Raw genomic sequence first — 20,854 nt, forward strand, 5'->3', positions numbered from 1 at the left:
GCGCAGCCTCAACAAGTACAGCGCCGCATCGTCGAGCAACGCCATCTGGAGTTGGAAGTGCTGAGCCTCGTCTCAGCCGCTGATCGATGGACAGTATCGATCGCCACCTCCGAGCTAGCGGAGGCCTGTGGGGTCAATGACTTCGAACTCCGCGCTGCGAACAGCCGCCTCACCGATGAGCACCTGGTCGTCGAACGAGATGGTGTCATGTCGGGTCTGCACCGGCTTCGATCGGAGACCATCAGCGAAGTCATCCACCATCAACCGCCACCGCGCCTCCGGGACACAATCGCGAGGGTCCTAGACCTGGTTGCCGACTCGGACCTTCATCGTTTTGTAGCGAACCTGCTCCGCGACGAACCATCCGCAAGAGACACCGTTATCGAATCCGCCACCAACGGACCTCTACACCCCGCCCGTTTCGCCGCATACCTGCAGGGGTTGCGCCTTGGCGACTTCTATGAAGTCGCCAAAGCATGGACGGAGATCGCCGATAAGCATGAGGTACCTGTATCAACTCTTCCGATGCTTTTCTACTACACGTCGATAGGCATGCCGATTCCAGACATCCTCCCGGCCGAGATACGGCGCGTGCAGGAAGCAATGAACTCGGTATCGGCAGCCGCTTCCCTCGAAGACCTGGTGGCCGCTATCGGAGAGCAGGTTGTCAGCCGGTTGCTGGCGTCGGTAAACACGATTCTGCAAGCCACTGACATGTTCGCGGTTCTCGAGAACGGCAACGAGCCACTCATCACGGCGATCAGGCGTGTCCTCACAGAGGGCACGCCAATAGCCGCGACCCTGTGGTCGGCGCCGGTTGATCAACTCGCAGAATGTATCGCGGCCGCTCGATCTTGCCATCCGACAGTCGCTGACCACCTGCTGGGTCTGATCGGCGGCGAAGAAACGGTCCTTCGCCGGATACGTGCCCACAATCCATGGATAACGGAACTTGAAATACGTCTCGGGGACGATGGACCGTTCGCATTCGGTAGGTTTCTGCACGTCTCCGACACCTTGCAGCAGGACGCTCAGAAGGAAGCTGTAGCACTTGGTCAACTCCTGTTGTGCTGCCTACCCCACATCCAATCGGTCGACATCCAAGCCTTAGCACCGGGCAATAACGAGATGACCATCGGAGACTACTCCCACGGAGTCAGCCGTCTCCGGCGTCAGTACTATCAGTCCGAGTCCGGCATCGCCTGGAACCAGGCGCGCGTCCGGGCGGCAGTCTCGCTTGTCGGAGAGTCGGCAACGGCCAGACTGACCGAAGCGCTTCCGCTGATCGACCAGGCAGCGTACCTGTCGCACGAATCTGGCACTCATCTGGTCACCGGGAGACCCCACCGTCTCCATTCCGACGAACTCGCCGAGCAGATCGACGGACTCCACAAGGCCGGAAGGTCGCTCAGGCCGCCAGCAGGGACCGGCCAACTCGGTGACACAGCAATCTCCGAGCAAGCGACCGCGCTGACCAACGAACCACTGTCCGCCCTGATCCTCGCCCTGACAGGCAACGTTCTCCAGAGACTCTCCGTGCCAGACCAGTACCGCGGGCTAGCCGCGTATATATCCGATACGGTGATCGGCAAACACTTAGCAGACGCCCGAAACGAACCCTGGGCCATGCTGGGCATCTACGGGTACCCGCCGAGTCTTGATCGCCTCCGAGAAGTTCTCTCAGACATCCATGCAGTGGTCAGTGAACTGGCAGCCAGCGCCGGCGACCTTTCCAAGGTCGTCCCGAGCGCACGCTCTGGATCAGCGAGGGATGCCCTCCATCGAGCAGCCCGCACGAGCAGGCTTCAACAACGACATCGTATCCGAGCTCGTAAGGCAGTGCTACAAAGGAAGTGCGATGCCACGGGCCTCACAACCAATGTGTTGTATCGCCAGCCTCGCCGCGGGGTGGTCGAGTTCGCGGTCACTGTCGACCTCGGGTCGCTCATCGAATGGCCCGCCGCTCTTGAACTACTGGATGCAGCTTTGCGAGCCGAGCGGCCTCTCAGTGAGGGGTACGTGCTGGTGCCTCTATGCGAGGGGAATACGGTCCCGAGCCTGGCAATGCGATTCAACTCCTCTTTGCTGCCGTATCTAGAACTAGGAGACTGGGCGACCATGCTCCCAGATCCTGCCCCCAGCGAACTTGCCAACACCTTCGACGAAGCACTGGGGGCGCTTCAAGTCCTCTCGGGTATCTGTCACCTCCCGGAGGATCAGCAGGCACACGATATGGTGCTCAGCACGGCGCTAGAAGCCAATTCACGGTTCACAACAGCACAAATGAAGCTTGTCGAAACCCCCCCGGATCCGCTGACCGACGAACTCCTAGGACTCATTCATACGCTCGCAGAACAGGTACAAGCCGAACTCGACGGGACACACGCCTTCCTGAGCTTGGCTGAACAGAGCGCTATGGGTACATACCAGGACGAGCGAACAGACGTGTTTAACACCATTCTCGGTGCCCGCTTCCTGACCTTGGAGTGGGACATCGATCGGGCGAAAGCAGTAGCACTCCTGGCTGACTTGTCGTAACTAGACGACACAGCCCGTCAGCCTGCTTTGGCGACCTCCTGAAATAGACGCCCCTCGGGGGCTTCGCTCGACCCTGCTACCCAAGGGTCATGGGAACGGGGCAATGCTCAATCGAGCGTCTCAGGTGTCGACCAGCGAGGGCGGTAGACCGTTCACGATTCGGGAGGTCTCGACGGACACGTAGACAAGGCGTCTCAGGTGTCGGATGAGGTTGAATGGCTCATCCGACCAGGCGTGCCAGCCGTTCGGATCATCCACGATCTGCGACGGCCTGTCGGTCTTCCACCGGAGGCTGTCGATCGCCCAATCGAGTGGTGTGCGGCCCGAGACGGTGTACTGATGTGCCTCCTCGGGGATGCCCACGAGCTTGCATCGGTCGTTGATCATGAACACGGTGCGATCGTCGGTATTGCTGTCCTCGCTCTTACCCCATCGCATCTTCTTGTTCCTGGTGATCCGATAGGCATCGGGGTCGGAGTCGCCCTCGTCGGGGTGTCCGTCCACGAGGCACTCCAGAGGCCATTCGGGTACGGTCTCGTAGTCGACGTGGAGATCCATGAGCCGTTGGCCCGCCGCGCGGAACGCTTCGAAGGCTGGGGCGAACGGGACCCGCGGAAGGTTCCTCTGAAGATCGTGCCGATAGCGCTCCCGCCAGTCGGGAGCGTGCATCACGCCGTACAGGTACTCCCAGATGTCATCCTTGGTGATGGCTTTGTCCCCGTAGTGCGAATGGAATTGCTCCAGGCACCAGTCGGTGATGTTGTCCTCGTCCGAGGGCAAGTCGATGAGCGTCAAGGGCGTGGCTTCCACGGTTGTGTTGCTTCCTCACTTATGGGGCCAGCTACTTCGCAAAGATTACACTTCATTGGAGTCGAGCTGGATGAGGTGACGGTTGACCACAGCACTGGATGAACTCCTCGAGAGATTGCGGACCGAGTCCGTCAGCGAAGCGAAGAAGGGCCGACGGTTCGAGAGGTTGATGAAGGCCGCTCTCGAAAAGCATCCGGGCGAATACGGCCCGGCACGCTTCAAGAGAGTATGGATGTGGGGCGACTGGCCCGAGAGAGCGGGTCGCGGATTCCTCGCGCAGGATACGGGAATCGATCTGGTAGCCGAACAGACCGAGGCTCACGGTGGGGGACTGTGTGCCATCCAGTGCAAGTTCTACGCAGACAAACACAAGGTCCCCACGCCGGACATCAGCTCGTTCCTGGCCAGCTCGGGCACTGCCGATTTCCGATCAAGAATCCTGTTCGTCACCGGTGACATAACCGGGCCCGCGTGGACGAAGATCAAGAAAGCCAGCCCTCGGTGCGAGGTGATTACGGCCCCTCACCTAAAGGGTTGGCCCGTTCGATGGCTGGAATTCTTGGATGAGCCTGACTCGCTCTCCTTCGATTCCATCCGCTACGAACCCTATCCGTTTCAATCCACGGCGATAGAGAAAGTCGAGGAGGGGTTCGAGACCAGTGACCGCGGCAAGCTGATCCTCCCATGTGGAACCGGCAAATCCGTGGTGAGCCTTTGGATAGCGGAGCGTATCGTCGGTCTAGGTGGTAAAGTACTCTATCTCGTGCCGTCCATCGCTTTAATGGGTCAGACTATGCGGGAGTGGGCTCGTCAACGTAACCCAGGCATATCACATCGATACATCGGCATTTGCTCGGACATTCGGGCCGGACGTGCCAGCGAGGATGTTGACCTCTCGGAGTTAGCCATGCCGGTCAGCACAGACCCCGAGCGGATCCGCCAGCAATTGGGGCACTCCTCCGATCATGAGATGACGGTCGTATTCTGCACCTACCAGTCGCTTCCGCTGGTGAGTGAGGCACAGTCGACCGGGGGTGGAGTTGACTTCGACCTGGCGATCTGCGACGAAGCCCATCGCACGACCGGGGTTCACCATCGGGGAGATACGTCTGGCAGCGGCTTCAGGCTGATCCACGAAGAAGACAAGGTAGTTGCACGCCGCCGCTTATTCATGACCGCCACACCCCGCATCTACACGCGCCGGGCGAGGAGGCAGGTCGCCGAGGTGGGAGGGGACTACGGGGTCTACTCAATGCACGACACGTCGGTATTCGGCTCCGAGTTCTTCCGGATGGACTTCGCCGATGCCATAGAAGCGGGGCACCTGACCGACTACAAAGTTGTCGTCATTGCGGTCGACGAGGTGCTGGCGGGCGAACTCCACAGCCAGATACAGGTTACGAAGGGCCCCCGGCTGAAGGTCGACGACGTCGTCAGGCTCGCGGGCTGCTGGGACGCTCTCGCCGATCCGACCACCCGGACGACTTCAGGCCGCGTCACAGGCGCCGCGGACCCTCGTCACGCGGCCAGTCGGGCTATCGCCTTCACCAACACAATCGCTACATCGAAGCGAGTAGCTCATTGGTGGAACCCGGTAGTCAGGACAGCCGGCGGATACCCGTCCGCCGGCGATCCCATGTCCGACCTACTCGACTGCTCTGTCGAGCACATGGACGGCAAGATGAACGCCTACCAGAGGGCCGAGTTGATCGATTGGCTCCAGGAGGGCGGGAATGAGGGCCAGTGCCGGATCGTGACCAACGCAAAGGTCCTGACCGAAGGTGTGGACGTGCCCGCCCTAGATGCGATCCTCTTCATCGAGCCCAAGAGGTCCCAAGTCGATGTGGTGCAGGCCGTCGGGAGGGTGATGCGGCGCTCCGAAGGCAAGGAGACAGGCTACGTCGTCATTCCCGTCATTGTGCCCGAGGGAGCAGGCCTCAGCGATGACGCGTTTCTCAACAGTTCTGGCTTCAAACAGGTCTGGAGTGTTCTGAAGGCGCTTCGCTCCCACGACGGACGAGCCGATGTGTGGATCAACACGGCTGATCTGGGTGCTGCGATACCTCTGGACGTCATCGTCGTCGGTGACATCTGCCAGATGTGCGGCGAGCGGGCTTGCTCCGGGGATGACGGGTGCCCAGCCCTTGCCGAGGACTTCATCCAGGGGAAACTGCCGTTCCCGTGGCAGAATGCGGTAGCGTCCAAACTGGTGGAGAAGTGTGGGGACCGCCAGTACTGGGACAGGTGGGCCGAGCGGGTAAGTGAGATCTCGGACCGTATCGAGGTCCTGATCCGGGTGGGCATCGGAGCCGATCCCGATCTGAAGAAGGCCTTCGAGCGATTTCTGGTGGACATGCGCCGCGCAGTCGGCGGGCATGTCACGACCGGTGCTCTGACCACGATGGTCGCTCACCATGTCGTGACCTTGCCGGTGTTCGACAGCTTGTTCTCCGAGACTGGCTTTGCCGATCGAAATCCGGTTTCCAAGGCGCTGAACGAATTGCTGGGCGAGTTCAAGACCGCCGGATACCGCCTATCGGACGAAACCGCCGAGTTGGACCGGTTCTACCGGAGCGTGGCCCGCCGGGTCGACGCGGCGGCCAACTCCGACGCGAGGCTCACCGTGATGCTCGACGTCTACCAGTCGTTCTTCCGCAAGGCCATGCCCCGACAAGTCAAGCAACTGGGTATCACCTACACCCCCGTTGAGTTGGTCGACTTCATGCTTAGGTCGATCGACGCAGTGTGCCGACAGGAGTTCGGCCGGGGCATGACCGCTTCAGATGTCCACATCCTGGACCCCTTCACCGGGACGGGTACGTTCATAAACCGGCTCATCACCCAGAAGAACAGCGACGGTAAGTATCTCATCCGCGATGAGGACTTGGAGCGCAAGTTCACCGGCGCGGGCGCAGCCGCGGGCGCGCCCGAGATCCACGCTAACGAGATCGTGCTCCTTGCTTACTACCTCGCTGCGGTCAAGATCGAAGAGGGCTATGACGAGAGGCGTGGTGCCCACCAGCCGTTCGAGGGCATCGTGCTTACCGACACGTTCGAGTTGAACTCAGACGATAAGCGGCTTCCGGGGACGACCTCGCTCAGGAGTAACAGCGCCCGGACCAGACGCCAGAACTCTTTACCCATCAGGGTGATCGTGGCCAATCCCCCATGGTCGGCAGGTCAGAAAGACGCGGGAGATGACAACCCGAATGTTGCCCATCCAGACATTGAAGCCCGAGTGAAGGATACCTACGGTCGGCGATACAGCGAGGTGACCGGGCGCAAACCAGGGGGTAGCGCATACGGCAACTTGTACATTGAGGCCTTCCGATGGGCTTCGGACCGTCTAGGGACATCGGACGGGACGAAAGACCTCGAACCCGGTGTGTTGGCATTTGTCCATCCGAACTCACTCGCTACTGGAACCTCACTAGCGGGCATGAGGGCGACACTTCGCGACGAGTTCACCTGCATCTATGTGGTGAACCTACGCGGGGATGCCTATAAGAGCGGTGAGGAGTTCCGTAGGGAGGGCGCAAAGTTGTTCGGCGGAGGCTCGCGCAATGGTGTACAGGTCACCGTTCTCGTGCGTAACCCGGAGAAGGATCGGACCGACCCCGGCGTGCTGCGCTATGCAGAGGTTCCCGAGTACTCGTCGCTGGAACAGAAGTTCGCATGGCTGGCGCGACTCGGAGACGTGACCAGCGAACAGTTTGAGACTGTTCGCGTCAATAAGCGGCATGACTGGGTGAATCTGACAGACGGTACATTCGAACGGTTGCTACCCGTATGCTCCACCAAGACCAACGACAATGCTGCGGTCCGTGTTCATGCATCCGGTGTCAAGACAAATTGCGACGTGTACGTGTATTCCTTCTCTCGTGACACCCTGATTGAGAAGATCAACCGCTTCATTGACGAGTACGAGTACGTGCGCGACAGAGTCAAACATGGAGAGTGGACACATGAGCGTGCCACCCTTCACACCAACCTCGAAGCCATCAAGTGGACAGACACTCTGAGGCAATCCCTCAAGCGCGATGAGGAAATCACGTACGACGAGTCACGTATCCGCGAGATTCTGTATCGCCCGTTCACTAAGATATGGCTATACGAGGACAGCCGGATACTCTCCAGGGTCAAGACCGTATCCTCGTTGTTCTCACGCGCCGACGCTCCCCCCCCCCCCCCCACATCGTCGTCACCTCACCAAACAACCGGACTATCTTCGGAATCCTCTCCACCAACCACCTCAGCGACCTCTGCGCGGCCGGAACCAACCAGCCGTCGCGGACTGTCCCAAGGCGATCTTGATCATGAAGGATCAACAGCTTCCGTTCGCGGTCCTTACCACCGAGATACTTCACGATCTTCATGTGACAGGCCGACCTACGCGCAACATACCGCGGCGGCGGCACCGCGTATCTCCCTCCGCGGGAGATACGCCGTCCTGATCAACCTCACCCAGCAGCTACCATTCGCCGTCCTTGCCACCGACCGACTATTTGACCTATGCGCTACCGGACGCCAGACACGAGGGGTCCCGCAGAGGCAGTCGCCGTAGCAGCGAACCGTCGAACATGGCGGTATTCGGATCGGACACCTGCTCCGCACCCTTGTATCCACACTCTGGGTCCGGGCCAGCAGACGAGAACAAGGCTGGAACAAGCGACAGGCAGGTCGCTCCGGCCGCCATCCGATGGAGACGCACGCGATTACCCCGGTGTCTCGCAGCCGGGTAGCCGATCACTAGCCTTGGATGGCCCGTCCCTGCGGGGCGGCGGTAACTGACAGGCCCGGGGAGGATGAGTGGCAGCCAGGCCGGCGGTGGTGTTCGGAGGCCCGTCGCCCGAGCACGACATCAGCGTGCTGACCGGGTTGCAGGCGGCCCGGTTGCTGGCGGAGGCAGGCGCCGACCCGCTGGTCCTCTACTGGTCGAAGACGGGCAACTGGTACAGGGTGGCGGCGGACGGCGAGGCCGGTGACTACGCGGCCGGTATTCCACCGAAGGCGCGGGAGTTGCGCTTCGAGGCTCGCCCGCAGGCCGGATGGTTCCTGAAGCGGCGGCGCCTGGAGGTCGACACGGTGCTGGTGTGCTGCCACGGTGGCCCGGGCGAGGACGGGACCCTGCAGGGCGCCCTCGACCTGGCCGGAATCCGCTACTCGGGACCCGATGCTGCGGCCTCCAACCTGCTGATGGACAAGCTGACCTTCGGGGCCCTGATGGCCGCCTCCGGTTTCCCTTGCTTGCCCCGGGTTCCGGTAGGGGCCGGTGGCCCTCCCGAGTTCCCTCCTCCCTACATCGTCAAACCTCGCTTCGGCGGGTCCTCCATCGGCATCGAGGTGGTGAGCGATTACGACACCGCGGTCGCGCTGCTCCGGTCCTCACCGCACCTGGACAGGGGCGCCGTGATCGAGCCCTACCTCGAGGGTGGGCGGGACCTGAACGTGGCGGTGCGGACCTACCCGCAGCTGGAGCTGTCCGCCATCGAGGCGCCGGTGAGCGAGCAGTTCTACGACTACCGCGAGAAATACCTGTCCGGAGGGGGTATCGAGGGTTCGGCCCGAGAGCTGCCTGCCAGGCTTCCCAGCGAGGTCGAGGAGCGACTCCGGTCGATGGCGCGGCGGGTTACCGAGCTCACCGGGATCCGGTCGATGGCCCGGATCGACTTCCTGGGGAGGGACGGGGAGTTGTGGATCAACGAGGTGAACACCATCCCCGGCAGCCTCTCGCTCTACCTGTGGGTGGACCCGCCCATCAGCCGGCAGCAACTGGTTCTCGACCTGGTCGCCGAGCTGGAGGCCTCCGTTCCCCGCCGCTTCTCGGCGGCCGGAGCCGACGGAACGGCCCTGCGAGGTGCCGCCGCCATTTCCAAGAAGCTGGCTTGATCAGCCCGGCGCGGCCTGCACGGATCCTGCCGTGATCGGGAGGATGGCTTCTAGAGGTTTATCACCGGGCAGGTGAGGGTCCGGGTGATGCCGGCGATCGACTGGATCCGGGCAACGACCAGCCTCCCCAGCCCATCCACATCTTCCGCCCCGGCCCTGACGACGATGTCGTACGGTCCGGTCACGTCGTCGGCCTGGGACACTCCGTCGATCATGCGGACTTCTTCCACGACCTGCTTGGCCTTGCCGACTTCGGTCTGGATGAGTACGTATGCCTCGACCACGTTGCTCCTCTCGGTGTCAGTTGGACGGAACTATACCGAGTCGGACGATGTACGGATAGAGGGGTGACCTAGCGGCCAGGAGTTAGGAAACAGGCCTGCATGCCGGTTTGCCGGGCACCAGTAGGCGTCAGGGCTAGCGGCCGTCCGAGCCCATCCGCACGGAGTGGACGAATCTGAGACCGTCCGATTCCTCGAGGTCGAAGATGATCCGCTGACCCTGCCGGAGCAACCGGAAGACGCTTCCTGCCAGCGATCCGGCCCGGAGATAGACCTCGCTCCGATCGTGGTCGAGCACCACCACGCCGGCGCCGGTGTTCGGGTCGTAGATCTTGACCACGCCTTGCATGGGCAGGATTCTAGGAGGGTGACGGAAAACTTCCAGTTGGCCCGATGCCTCCGACCGAGCCGACCCTTCTGGTCGAGGCATCAATGTCCAACGAGCCCCGTCTTCCCACCAGGCCGTTACCGCCCGCCGGAGTGCCCGGCGGGCGTGGCATGCGGTCGCAGTGCCGTATTCTTGGCCGGAATGGTGTCCATGCCCGACCAGCCTGCCCCGGACTCACCCGCCAGAAGCCTCGCCTACCTGCATGGGGTGGACGTGGGCCGCGTCAAGTGGATCCGCGGCAAGCGGGCGGCGGCGCTGAGGAGCGCGGGCATACGATCCGTCGCCGACCTGCTCCTGTACGCGCCGCGCCGTCACATCGACAGGTCCCGCAGGCTGGCCATCGACGAGCTGAAGGTCGGCCAGGAAGCCACCGTCATCGGGAAGGTGGAACGGGTCGCGGTGCGGCGTCCCCGCCCCCGGATGTCCATCGTAGAGGCCACCGTCACCGACGGTCAAGGGTCCGTCAAGGCGGTGTGGTTCAACCAGCAATACCAGGCCCGCCGCCTCGAGCGCGGGATCGAGGTGGCGCTTTCGGGCAGGATCGACCGCTACCGCGGCCGCCTGCAGATCAACTCGCCTGCATTGGACGTGCTGGATTCCGGACCCGACAACCTGGCGGTGGGCCGGGTGGTTCCGGTGTACCGGGCGATCGCTTCCATCGGTACCGGCGTGCTCCGGCTGGCCGTACACAACGCTCTGCTGCGCTCCCGCCCGGTTCTCGATCCGCTGCCTGCCGCCGTGATCGAGCGTCATGACCTCGTTCCCCGGGAGGAGGCCATCAACTCCATCCACTTCCCCGAGTCTTTGGCCGAGGTAGGTGCCGCCCGCCGCCGGCTGGTGTTCGACGAGTTCTTCCGCCACGAGGTGGCGCTGGCGATGACGAGGAAGCGCAAGGAGAGCGAGTCGGTCGGCATCGCGCACCTGATCCATCCGGAGCCGGACCTGGTGGAGCGTTTCATCGACGGCCTGCCGTTCAGGCCCACCGGCGCCCAGCGCCGGGTGATCGACGAGATCGGGGCTGACATGGCGGCGCCGGCTCCCATGCACCGACTGCTCCACGGCGAGGTCGGCTCCGGCAAGACCGTGGTGGCGGTCGCGGCGTTGCTGGTGGGTGTCCAGAGCGGGTTCCAGGCGGCCATCATGGCGCCCACCGAGGTGCTGGCCGAGCAGCACTACGAGGGTGTCACCCGGCTCCTCTCGGAAGCGCGCATGGCACCGCGCGTCGCCGGTCCGCGGTCCCTGTTCGACCCCGCCCACGACGATCCGGATCGTCCCCGGATCAAGGTGGCGCTGCTCACCGGAAGCCGTGCCGATGCCAACACGGCGGATCGGGCGGGCCGTTCCCGCTTGCTCGCGGACATAGCGGGCGGGGGAATCGACATCGTCATAGGCACTCACGCCCTGATCCAGGAGGGGGTGCGCTTCGCCCGGTTGGGCGCGGCGGTGGTGGACGAGCAGCATCGGTTCGGCGTACACCAGCGGGTGAAGCTCAAGGAGAAGGCGGAGGGAGCGGATCCCGACCTGCTGATCATGACCGCCACCCCCATTCCCCGGACACTGTCGATGACCCTGTACGGCGCTCTCGACGTCTCCGCGCTCGACGAGATGCCCGCCGGTCGCAAGCGGATCAGAACCTGGGCTGTCTCAACGGAGGGCGACGAACCGGCCAAGGCGCACCAGGCCATCCGGGAGGAGGTGGAGAAGGGACGTCAGGCCTTCGTGGTGTGCCCGCTGGTGGAGGACTCCGACCGGGTGGAAGCCGCCTCGGCGATTGCCGAGTACCGGAGGCTACGAAGCGTGTTCCCGGACCTCCGCCTGGGCCTGCTCCACGGCCAGATGCGGTCCGAGGAGAAGCGGAACGTGATGGACGGTTTCCGGTCCGGGGACCTGGACGTGCTGGTCGCCACGACCGTCATTGAGGTCGGGGTCGACGTGCCAAACGCGACCATCATGGTCATCCGGGATGCGGACCGGTTCGGCCTCAGCCAGCTCCACCAGCTGCGGGGCCGGGTAGGGCGTGGCGCCCAACCTGCCCAATGCGTCTTGCTGGCCGATCCGACCACCAAGGAGGGGGCGGCCCGGATCAGTGCCATGGTCGCCATGTCGGACGGTTACCGGCTGGCGGAGGAAGACCTCCGGATCCGCGGCCACGGCACCGTGTTCGGTGCCCGGCAGTCGGGCTTCTCCGACCTGCGGATCGCCGACATCCTGGCCGATGTCGCGGAGCTGTCCGCGGCGAGGCAGGAGGCGTTCGCCCTGGTGGACGGTGACCCGGGGCTTGACCAGCATCCCGACATCCGGGAGGAGGTCAGGGTCCTGCTGGGGGACGAGGTGGAATGGTTGTTCAAGTCGTGACCCGGCCATGAGGATCATCGCCGGGATCGCGAAGGGGAGGACTCTCAAGGCGCCTCCCGGCTCGGGCACCCGTCCGATGACCGGACGCGCCCGCGAGGCCGTCTTCTCGTCCATCGCCGCGACCATCCCGGCCGCCGATGTCCTCGACCTGTACGCCGGAACCGGTTCCCTCGGGTTGGAGGCGCTCAGCCGGGGCGCGGCCACGGCGGTCTTCGTGGAGAGGGATCGAGCCGCTCTGCGGGCCCTGCGGGCCAACATCGGAGCGGTGGCATTGGGGGGCGAGGTGGTTGCCGGAGGCGTCGAAGGCTATCTGGCCTCGTTGGCCGACGGCGGTCCGGGCGGTCCGTCCGTCCGGTTCACACTGGTGTTCGTGGACCCTCCTTACGAGCTTCCGATCAGCGGCGTGGAGGAGCAGCTAACCGCGGCGGCGCGATTGCTCGCTCACCAGGGTTCATTGGTACTCCACCGGCGGTCGGGCGAGCGCCGGCCCGAAGCGGCCGGGCTCCGCCTTGCCCGGACGCGCACCTACGGAACGGCCCGGATTTGGCTCTATCAACGGATCCGGACGGGTTCCGGTTAGATTTACCCCGAAACCGCGAGAAACGGCGAGGTGATGAGGGTGGCAAAGGCGGTCTGCCCCGGAAGCTTCGATCCACCCACCAACGGCCACATGGACGTGATCCGGCGGAGCCTGTTCCTGTTCGAAACGGTGGTGGTTGCGGTGATCCGCAACGTGTCGAAGAAGCCCATGTTCTCCTCCGGGGAACGGGTCGAGATGCTCCGGAGCTTGCTTGCCGCAGAACCCAGAGCGGAGGTGGTCGCCTTCGACGGGTTGCTCGTCGACTTTGCGAGGGCTCAGGGAGTGAACGTGATCGTCAAGGGACTCCGGGCCGTTTCGGACTTCGACTATGAGCTCCAGATGGCCCAGATGAACCACGGGCTGGCCGGCATCGACACGGTATTCATCCCCACCAGCCCGGAACACGCCTATCTTTCCTCCTCGTTGGTGAAGGAAGTGGGGAGCCTGGGTGGTTCGGTGTCCGGCCTGGTGCCCGGGCGCATAGCAGAGCTGATGAAAGAACGGTGGTCAGAATGATCAGTGATCATGAACCTGATGTCGGTAGGCAGGAGGTGGCCGCCGCCACTCCGCCCGCCACGGTAGGAGAGCTGAACGACCTGATTACGGAAATGGTCATGGCGCTTTCGGAAGCCAAGGCCCTTCCCGGATCGGGCAAGGTGCTGATCGACCGGGAGCAGATGCTCGCCGTTCTCGGGATCCTGGCGGATCGGCTGCCCGAGGAGATGCGGCAGGCCCGCTGGATGGTGCGCGAGCGGGATACCTTCATCGCCCGCACCAACGAGAATGCCCGGGAGGTGATCGAGCGAGCCCGCCACCGGGCCAAAGAGATGGTCTCGAACACCAACATCATCGCCGAGGCCACCGAGGAGGCCAACATTCTGGTCCGCCGGGCCGAGGACACCTCCCATCAGATCAGGCTGGAGGCGGAGGATTATGCGGAGGACCGCCTGTCTCGGCTCGAGGACGTGCTGATGAGAGTGCTCGACCAGGTGCGCTCGATGCGGTCCGAGCTCCACCAGACCCGCTCGATCGGGTAGGGAGTCCTCCACACGAGGGCACAACCGTATTCGATGGGCTCCATGGACAACTTCGTGGTCAACGTCTCCGGTCTGGTCCGCCGGCCCGGTTCCACGCGGCGGGTAACCCTCGCCGGGCATGTGGATCTGGCGCTGGACCAGGTCGAGCGGTGCGGTCCGATGACCGCGGACCTTCGACTCGAGGCGATGGCCGGCGGCATATGGGTCCGAGGCGTCGCCTGCGCGGAGATGGTGCTCAGGTGCAACCGCTGCCTGGATCGGATCGGTTTCGAAGCGAGGGCTCCGGTTCGGCAGGTCTACGGCGAGGACGCCGGCGAAGACATGCTGCCGATCGGCGAGGAGGGAGATGTCGACCTTTCCACCGTCCTCCACGATGAGCTGTGCCTGTCCGTGCCGCTGGTACCGCTATGCTCAGAGTCCTGCCGGGGTCTTTGTCCGGTGTGCGGCGCCGATCTCAACGAGGGTTCCTGCGAGGGGCACTCCGACTCTCGCGAGTCTCCGTTCGCCACGCTGGAAGGCCTGCTGGAGGTCCCGTTCGATACGGCGTGATCGGTAGAGAGGGCGGACGCTTCCGTCCAATGATCCAAGAGGTTTGTCATGGCAGTACCGAAGAAGAGAATGTCGCGCTCCCGCACCCGACGGCGGAAGGCGGAGGCAATGAAGATTCGCCCGGTTCGCACCGTCGCCTGCGATCGGTGCGGAATCCCGAAACTTCCTCACCGCGCCTGCACCGGTCCTGGGGGTTGCGGCACCTATCGCGAGCGAACGGTGGTCGAAACCTATAGCTGAGACCGGCCCGGTCCGCCGCCCGATAGTCTTGGGAGGCCGTATATCGAGGAGTGACCCATGGCACGGATAGCTCTCGACGTCATGGGAACGGATCGCGGCCCGGCCGAGATCGTGGCCGGCGCGGTGATGGCGGCCGGCGCGGGGCACGAGTTGGTGCTGGTGGGGGACAGGGCGGTCATCGAGCCTGAACTGATGGCGACCGGCGCCGATCTTGATGTGATCCACGCGCCGGATGTGGTCGAGATGGGCGAGGACCCCGCAAGGGCGGTGCGGGACAAGCCCCGCTCCTCGATCATGGTGGCGGCCCGATCGGTAGCGTCCGGGGATGCCGCTGCTCTGGTATCGGCCGGATCGACCGGCGCGACCATGACCGCGGCCTCCATCGTCATCGGGCGCCTGGAAGGTGTCCAGCGTCCCGCCATCGCCACGCCGATTCCTCGTGCGGCCGGAGTGCCGACCTTGATCCTCGACGCGGGGGCCAACCTGGAGGTGAAGCCGGCACACCTGGTCCGCTTCGCGGTGATGGGAGCGCTGGTCGCCGAGATCGTCTACGGGATCGGCCGGCCCCGGGTCGGCCTGCTGAACATCGGAGAGGAGCCTTCCAAGGGCCGCGAGGTGGAGAGGTCCGCCTTCGTCATGCTGGAGGAAGCGCCGGTGAACTTCGTGGGCAACATCGAGGGAGGGGACATTCCCGGCGATGTAGCCGATGTCGTGGTCACCGACGGGTTCACCGGCAATGTGGTGCTGAAGACCATGGAGGGCACGGCCGGTCTGGTCCTAGCGCTGGTCAGGGATGCCTTCGGGCGCCTCCCGGGTGGCAGTCCGGGTGAGATGATGAGAGTCTTCGAGGAGGTCCGCATGATGGTCGATCCCGAGTTGTGCGCCGGGGGGGCCTATCTGCTCGGGACCAGAGCTGGCGTGGTGATCGGTCACGGATCTTCGTCACGGAATGCCGTTTTCAATGCAGTCCGGCTGGCCGCGGAAGGTGTCAGGGGCGGCCTGGCCGAACGGATGGAGCGGGGACTGACCCGGTCGTGACCGGCAGGCGCGGCCTTGAATCGGCCCTTGAGTACCGCTTCCGTGACCCGGGCCATCTGGACCAGGCATTGCGTCACCGGTCATGGGTCGCCGAGACCGGTGAGGGACCTTCCAACGAGCGTCTCGAGTTCTTGGGCGACACGATCCTGCAGCTGGTGGTCACCGACTTCATCTACCACCGGTACCCCAGCCTGTCGGAGGGGCAGATGGCAAAGCTCCGGGCGTCGGTGGTCAACAAGGATGTCATTCACCGGATGGCCGACGGGTTGGACCTAGGACGGTACCTGGCTCTCGACAAGGGCGAGGAGGCGACAGGTGGCAGGACCAAGCCCTCCATCCTGGCCGATGCCATGGAGGCTGTCATCGGCGCTGTCTATCTCGACGGCGGTCTGGGCGTGGCCCGTGATCTGGTCATGCGCATCTGGGAGGAGCGCATCACGACCGAGGCCGAATCACCGGGCAGGAGTGACTACAAGAGCCGCTTGAACGTGGAGCTCGGCAGCGCCGCTCACGACGTGCGCTACACGGTGACCGGCGCCGGCCCAGATCACGAGAAGCTGTTCACCGCGGTGGTCTGGGTGGGGGATGAGGAGCTGGGTTCGGGGTCGGGACGGTCCAAGCGTGAGGCCGAGCAGGCGGCAGCCCGCCAAGCCCTGGGCAAGCTAAGCAGCTGATTGCCTGAACTCCCCGAGGTCGAGACCACCCGTCGCGGGCTCGTACCGGTCATGGCGGGCCGCCCTGTGGTGGCGGTGGAGGTTCTCCATCCCCGGATGCTGCGGCGCCAACCTGATCCGGCGGACTTCGCCACCCGGCTGCACGGCAAGGTAGTGGGCGAGTTGCGCCGCAGGGGGAAGTTCCTGCTCATCGAGGTGGGGGAGGACTTGACCTGGGTTTTCCACCTCGGGATGTCGGGCCGGATGTCGATCACCGATGGCGGGGCGCCCGAGCACATCCACACGCGGGTCGTGGTGCGGACGGACGCTCGCCAGGAGGTCAGGATGGTGGATCCGCGAACCTTCGGCTTCACCGCCGTCCTCACCCCCGACGAGTTGGCCCCGTCGAGCATCGCCCGCCTCGGGCCCGACGCCTTGACCGATCTCCCTTCCGCACGCGAGATGGCGTCGAAGGCGGCGGGTCGTCGGGTGGCGACCAAGACCTTGCTGCTGGACCAGCGCTACCTGGCCGGTCTGGGCAACATCTACGCCGACGAGGTGCTGTTCCAAGCGGGCATCGCGGGCGATCGTCCGGCCGGATCACTGGGCCTGGCGGCGATGGAAGCGATACGCACCGCCATAAGGCAGGTGCTGGCGGACGGTCTCGAGCACGGAGGAACGTCCCTTGACGACCTGGCCTACCTGCTCCCGGACGGGAGGGCCGGCCGCCACCTTGAGTACTTGTCGGTGTACGGGCGGGAAGGAAAGCCGTGCCGGCGCTGCGGCGCCCCGATTGTGAAAGAGAGGATCAACGGCCGGTCTTCCCACCGGTGCCCGGCCTGCCAGGCCTGACAACTGTCCCCGTCAGAGGATCCTTGGCTCTGGTGAAGCGGCGTGAACCACAGATTCCCGGTGAGTACCGCTAAACTCGCTTTCACTCGAATCACATGGATGTGACTTGCGTCTCAAGTCGATAAGACTGCTCGGTTTCAAGTCGTTTGCGGACCGGACCCTCCTGGAGTTCGGAACGGGCGTCTCGGTGGTGGTCGGACCCAACGGGACCGGGAAGTCGAACATCGTGGACGCGGTGTCATGGGTGCTGGGTACCCAGTTCACCAGGGCGCTGCGCGCCGACCAGATGGACGACGTGGTGTTCGCCGGCACGGCCGATCGGCCTGCCCATTCGAGGGCGGAAGTTACGCTGGTGATGGACAACGCCGACCGGGCCGTGCCACTGAACCTCGACGAGGTCGCCATCACGCGGCGGCTCTTCAAGGGAGGCAACTCCGAGTACGAGATAAACGGCGCAGCATGCCGCCTGCTCGACATCCAGGAGTTGCTCTCCGACGGCGGATTGGGTAGGCGCCAGCACCTGATCGTGGGCCAGGGACGGCTGGACACCGTACTGGGCGGCAATCCGGTGCAGCGCCGGGAGATCATCGAAGATGCGGCCGGGATCCGCAAGCACCGGATCCGGAAGGCGAAGGCCATTCGCCGGCTCGAACAGTCGGACGCCGACTCGTTGCGTGTACAGGACATCGTCAAAGAGTTGGAACGCCGCAGGCGACCCCTGCGGAAACAGGTTCGCGACGCGGAGCGGTACGAGGATTTGCGCTCCGAGTTGCGTTCGCTCCGTCTCTGGCTGGGTGGGGAGGAGCTCCGTGGCCTGGCTCGTCGCACCCAGGACCTGGATCGAGAGCGAGCCGGCATCGAGTCCCGGATCGCGGATAGGGACTCCGAGCAGGGCCGGATCAGGGAGTCAATCGAGGTCACCGAGCATCGATCGGAGCGGGTGCTGGCCGAGTTGGACCGGTACGGGGAGGAGATCGCCGACCTGCGGACCGTCTCCGCTCGACTGGGCGGTATCGCCCGGGTGGCGAACGAGCGGGCCGGCGGGCTGGCCGAAAGGATCGGTGAGATGGAGGCGACCTACCGGCGCCTTACCGACCAGGCTGTCGATCTGTCCGTCCGGCTGGACGAGGCAACCATCCGGGAGGAGCAGGCTCGCCAGGATGCGGAGCGCTGTGAAGCAGAGTTGCGCATAGCCGAGGATCGGCTGCGGGACTTGCCTGCTGATGCGGTCCTGCAGGCCCGTAATCAGCCGGCGATCATGGAGGCGGAGCTCAGGAAGGGCGAAGTCACGGCCCGTAAGGATGCTCTCCGTGTTGCCGACTACCTGCGGGCCGCCGGGGAGGTCCGCGCCCGGCTCTCTCAACAGTCCCGCCTGGCCGACCAGCTAGCACGGGAGGCTGCGTCGGTTGAGGAGCGGCTCGACGCAGCCGAGCAGCTGAGCCGGAGCCGGAAGCAAGACCGTCAGCGGAGAGAATCGGAATGGGCGCGGTGCGCGGACCGTGTGAGGTCGGCCGAGACCGGCCGGGCGGCGGCGCGAGCGCGGCTCGAGGCCCTGGAGGCCGCCGGCGGCGGGGCGTCGTCCCGCACCCGGGACCGGATCAAGGCATCCGAGGGTGTGCTCGGAGAGCTGGTCGAGCTCCTGGACGTGCCCGAGCGGCTGGTGGGTCCGGTGGCGGCGGCGCTGGGGGCGTGGGCCGAGGCGCTGGTCGCGGACAGCCCCGAGTCGGCAGGGGCGGTGGTCGCCGGGATCAAGACCGGAGGGAGGGGTGCCGTTCCCCTGGTGGTGCCGGAAGCCGACCCGGGCGCCGCGGTGGCCCGATCGGTGGCCGACCGGTGGGGTGTGAAGCGACTCTGCGACCGACTCGGCCCGGTGGCCCGATCGGGTCTGGCCGCCGGCTTGCTCGGGGACGTCTTGCTGGTGGAGAACTGGCGCCAGGGTTGGGAGATCGTCCGCGAGCTGCCGGACGTACGGGCGGTGACTGCCGAGGGTGACCTGATTACCCGGTTCGGCATCTCCCCGACCGATCCGGATTCCGGCTCGCCCGACATGGTCGCCGCGGCACGCCGGGCCGCCGAGGAGGTCGGCCGGGAGTTGGAATCCGCCCGGGAAGCAGAGGCTGAAGCCGGAGTCCGGTTGGAGGCAGCACGCCGGGATGACGAGTCTGCCCGGGCCGAGGTCGCCGCGTTGCTATCGAGGCATGAGGACCTGACCGGCGCTCTGGAGCGCAATCGCCGGGCACGGGCCAAGCTGGCCGAGGAGATCGCCGGCCTGGAGGCGCGTACCGCCGCGGCCCGCCGGTCGGAGGAGCGGAACGGGCTTCGCCTCGCGGAACTGCGCGAGCTGGTCGCCGGGGCGGAGGATGGTCCTGCGTCCGACCGTGACTCCGGCGAGATTCTGGCCGGGCAGCGGGCCTCGGCCGAGAGCCGGCAAGCAGAGGCGAGGGCTGCCCGGGAGGAGTCGGTCCGGGCGTTGGGAGCAGCGGCCGAGCGGCGCCGCCTGCTGGCTGATCGGGTCGACTCGGTGACGGTCCGGTTGGCGGACGGAATCGACACCACCAGCGAGCAGGCCGGCCTGGAGCATGCCCGCAACATCGAGCGCTGGGCGTTGCGGGTGGCCGACGCGCTACGTCACAGGTTGGGGGAACTCGTCGAGCGCCGCGAACGGTCGAGAGCGATAGCCGCGGCTTCCACGGGTGAGATGAGCACGCTTCGCACCCGCATGGCCGCCCTGGATCGGGAGCAGGAATCCGCCCGGAGTCGCCTGGGCAGGCTCGAGGTCGCGGTAGCCGAGGTGGCCATGCGCGAAGAATCGGTGGCGGAAGGGTTGCGCAGGGACGCGGATTCCACCCGGGAAGAGGCTCTGGCCGCCATCGTGCCGCCGGACCAGCGACCGGGCGCCGAGGCCCGGGTGGAGGAACTCGCCAGGCAACTGGCCCGCATGGGTCCAGTCAACCGGCTTGCGGCGGAAGAGTACCGGGAACTGGACCTGCGTTACCGGCACCTGACCGAACAGATGGCCGATATCGAGCGCGCAAGGTCCGAGATCAGAAAGGCGATCGACGCCTTGGACACCGAGATGCACGATCTGTTGAGGAAGACCTTCGAGGACACGGCGCGCCACTACCGGGACTGTTTCTCGGTTCTCTTCCCGGGCGGGAGCGGCGAGTTGACCTTGACAGGATCGGCGGACCCGCTGGAGGCGGGCGTGGACATACGGGCCCAACCTTTCGGGAAGAAGGTCGGCAAGCTGTCGTTGCTGTCCGGCGGGGAGCGGTCGCTGGCGGCATTGGCCTTCCTGTTCGCGGTATTCAAGGCCCGGCCCGGTCCCTTCCACATCCTCGACGAGGTGGATGCGGCTCTCGACGAAGCCAACCTGGGACGTTTCCTGAGGTTGGTGGAGGACTTCCGGTCCTGCTCCCAGCTGTTGCTGATCACCCACCAGCAGGCCACGGTCCGGGTGGCCGACACCCTGTACGGGGTCACCATGGCGCCGGGCGGATCCTCGAGGGCGCTGGTACGCGATATGAACCGGGTACCGGCCGGCGCAGTACCGGTTGCCTCCGGTAGGGCAGTTCCCGACCCGGCCGGATAGAATCCTGCCCGAGTGAGGTCGCCAACCGGTGATCCGCGATCGAGAGGTCCGA

General features: G+C 64.9%; 16 protein-coding genes. 13 read left to right on the forward strand and 3 right to left on the reverse strand.

What is annotated here, in order from left to right:
* Positions 1-57: 57 nt before the first annotated feature.
* Positions 58-2,538, forward strand: a complete 2,481-nt coding sequence (locus ACOQPD_RS01395) for a hypothetical protein (RefSeq protein WP_420613124.1) — start codon at positions 58-60, stop codon at positions 2,536-2,538.
* 120 nt (positions 2,539-2,658) lie between these two features.
* Here the strand turns inward: ACOQPD_RS01395 and ACOQPD_RS01400 are convergent, their stop codons facing one another.
* Positions 2,659-3,348, reverse strand: coding sequence for a type ISP restriction/modification enzyme (locus ACOQPD_RS01400; protein WP_420613125.1), 690 nt, complete (start codon positions 3,346-3,348; stop codon positions 2,659-2,661).
* 82 nt (positions 3,349-3,430) lie between these two features.
* Between ACOQPD_RS01400 and ACOQPD_RS01405 the strand changes: the two genes are divergently transcribed.
* A complete protein-coding gene (locus ACOQPD_RS01405; protein WP_420613126.1) occupies positions 3,431-7,912 on the forward strand; it encodes a type ISP restriction/modification enzyme in 4,482 nt (1,493 codons plus the stop codon).
* Positions 7,913-8,157: 245 nt separating this feature from the next.
* On the forward strand, positions 8,158-9,237 hold the full coding sequence (locus ACOQPD_RS01410) for a D-alanine--D-alanine ligase family protein (protein ID WP_420613127.1): 1,080 nt from the start codon (positions 8,158-8,160) through the stop codon (positions 9,235-9,237).
* A 50-nt stretch (positions 9,238-9,287) separates the two neighbouring features.
* Here the strand turns inward: ACOQPD_RS01410 and ACOQPD_RS01415 are convergent, their stop codons facing one another.
* Both ACOQPD_RS01415 and ACOQPD_RS01420 read right to left on the reverse strand, forming a co-directional pair.
* Positions 9,288-9,521: an Lrp/AsnC family transcriptional regulator gene (locus tag ACOQPD_RS01415; RefSeq protein WP_420613128.1), complete on the reverse strand. Its 234-nt coding sequence runs from the start codon at positions 9,519-9,521 to the stop codon at positions 9,288-9,290.
* Positions 9,522-9,654: 133 nt separating this feature from the next.
* On the reverse strand, positions 9,655-9,867 hold the full coding sequence (locus tag ACOQPD_RS01420) for a hypothetical protein (protein WP_420613129.1): 213 nt from the start codon (positions 9,865-9,867) through the stop codon (positions 9,655-9,657).
* A gap of 189 nt (positions 9,868-10,056) precedes the next feature.
* On the opposite strand from ACOQPD_RS01420, the gene recG reads away from it, so the two are divergent.
* From recG to smc, 10 genes are all read left to right on the forward strand, one after another.
* Complete coding sequence (gene recG, locus ACOQPD_RS01425; protein ID WP_420613130.1) at positions 10,057-12,261, forward strand: ATP-dependent DNA helicase RecG; 2,205 nt, start codon at positions 10,057-10,059, stop codon at positions 12,259-12,261.
* 7 nt (positions 12,262-12,268) lie between these two features.
* A complete protein-coding gene (gene rsmD / locus ACOQPD_RS01430; protein WP_420613131.1) occupies positions 12,269-12,841 on the forward strand; it encodes a 16S rRNA (guanine(966)-N(2))-methyltransferase RsmD in 573 nt (190 codons plus the stop codon).
* Positions 12,842-12,880: 39 nt separating this feature from the next.
* Positions 12,881-13,357: a pantetheine-phosphate adenylyltransferase gene (coaD, locus tag ACOQPD_RS01435; RefSeq protein ID WP_420614414.1), complete on the forward strand. Its 477-nt coding sequence runs from the start codon at positions 12,881-12,883 to the stop codon at positions 13,355-13,357.
* Complete coding sequence (locus tag ACOQPD_RS01440; protein WP_420613132.1) at positions 13,354-13,878, forward strand: hypothetical protein; 525 nt, start codon at positions 13,354-13,356, stop codon at positions 13,876-13,878. Before coaD ends, ACOQPD_RS01440 begins: the two co-directional genes overlap by 4 nt.
* A 42-nt stretch (positions 13,879-13,920) precedes the next feature.
* Positions 13,921-14,427: a YceD family protein gene (locus ACOQPD_RS01445; RefSeq protein ID WP_420613133.1), complete on the forward strand. Its 507-nt coding sequence runs from the start codon at positions 13,921-13,923 to the stop codon at positions 14,425-14,427.
* Between the two features lie 48 nt (positions 14,428-14,475).
* Positions 14,476-14,667, forward strand: coding sequence for a 50S ribosomal protein L32 (gene rpmF / locus ACOQPD_RS01450; RefSeq protein ID WP_420613134.1), 192 nt, complete (start codon positions 14,476-14,478; stop codon positions 14,665-14,667).
* 57 nt (positions 14,668-14,724) lie between these two features.
* The gene (plsX, locus tag ACOQPD_RS01455) at positions 14,725-15,705 is read left to right on the forward strand and encodes a phosphate acyltransferase PlsX (protein ID WP_420613135.1); all 981 of its coding nucleotides are present in this window, start codon (positions 14,725-14,727) and stop codon (positions 15,703-15,705) included.
* Positions 15,702-16,379, forward strand: a complete 678-nt coding sequence (gene rnc / locus ACOQPD_RS01460; protein WP_420613136.1) for a ribonuclease III — start codon at positions 15,702-15,704, stop codon at positions 16,377-16,379. Before plsX ends, rnc begins: the two co-directional genes overlap by 4 nt.
* Positions 16,380-17,210, forward strand: coding sequence for a bifunctional DNA-formamidopyrimidine glycosylase/DNA-(apurinic or apyrimidinic site) lyase (gene mutM, locus ACOQPD_RS01465; protein WP_420613137.1), 831 nt, complete (start codon positions 16,380-16,382; stop codon positions 17,208-17,210).
* Between the two features lie 106 nt (positions 17,211-17,316).
* Positions 17,317-20,802, forward strand: a complete 3,486-nt coding sequence (smc, locus tag ACOQPD_RS01470) for a chromosome segregation protein SMC (RefSeq protein ID WP_420613138.1) — start codon at positions 17,317-17,319, stop codon at positions 20,800-20,802.
* Positions 20,803-20,854 lie beyond the last annotated feature (52 nt).

Origin of the sequence: Candidatus Spongiisocius sp. (assembly GCF_965221825.1) — a bacterium.
Classification (GTDB): Bacteria; Actinomycetota; Acidimicrobiia; order Spongiisociales; family Spongiisociaceae; genus Spongiisocius.

What these genes read in the sequence shown, in the direction of transcription:
- plsX (WP_420613135.1), top strand. Translation starts at nt 14,725, where the DNA reads ATGGCACGGATAGCTCTCGACGTCATGGGAACGGATCGCGGCCCGGCC.
- ACOQPD_RS01440 (WP_420613132.1), top strand. Translation starts at nt 13,354, where the DNA reads ATGATCAGTGATCATGAACCTGATGTCGGTAGGCAGGAGGTGGCCGCC.
- ACOQPD_RS01420 (WP_420613129.1), bottom strand. Translation starts at nt 9,867, where the DNA reads ATGCAAGGCGTGGTCAAGATCTACGACCCGAACACCGGCGCCGGCGTG.
- rsmD (WP_420613131.1), top strand. Translation starts at nt 12,269, where the DNA reads ATGAGGATCATCGCCGGGATCGCGAAGGGGAGGACTCTCAAGGCGCCT.
- recG (WP_420613130.1), top strand. Translation starts at nt 10,057, where the DNA reads ATGCCCGACCAGCCTGCCCCGGACTCACCCGCCAGAAGCCTCGCCTAC.
- rpmF (WP_420613134.1), top strand. Translation starts at nt 14,476, where the DNA reads ATGGCAGTACCGAAGAAGAGAATGTCGCGCTCCCGCACCCGACGGCGG.
- ACOQPD_RS01445 (WP_420613133.1), top strand. Translation starts at nt 13,921, where the DNA reads ATGGACAACTTCGTGGTCAACGTCTCCGGTCTGGTCCGCCGGCCCGGT.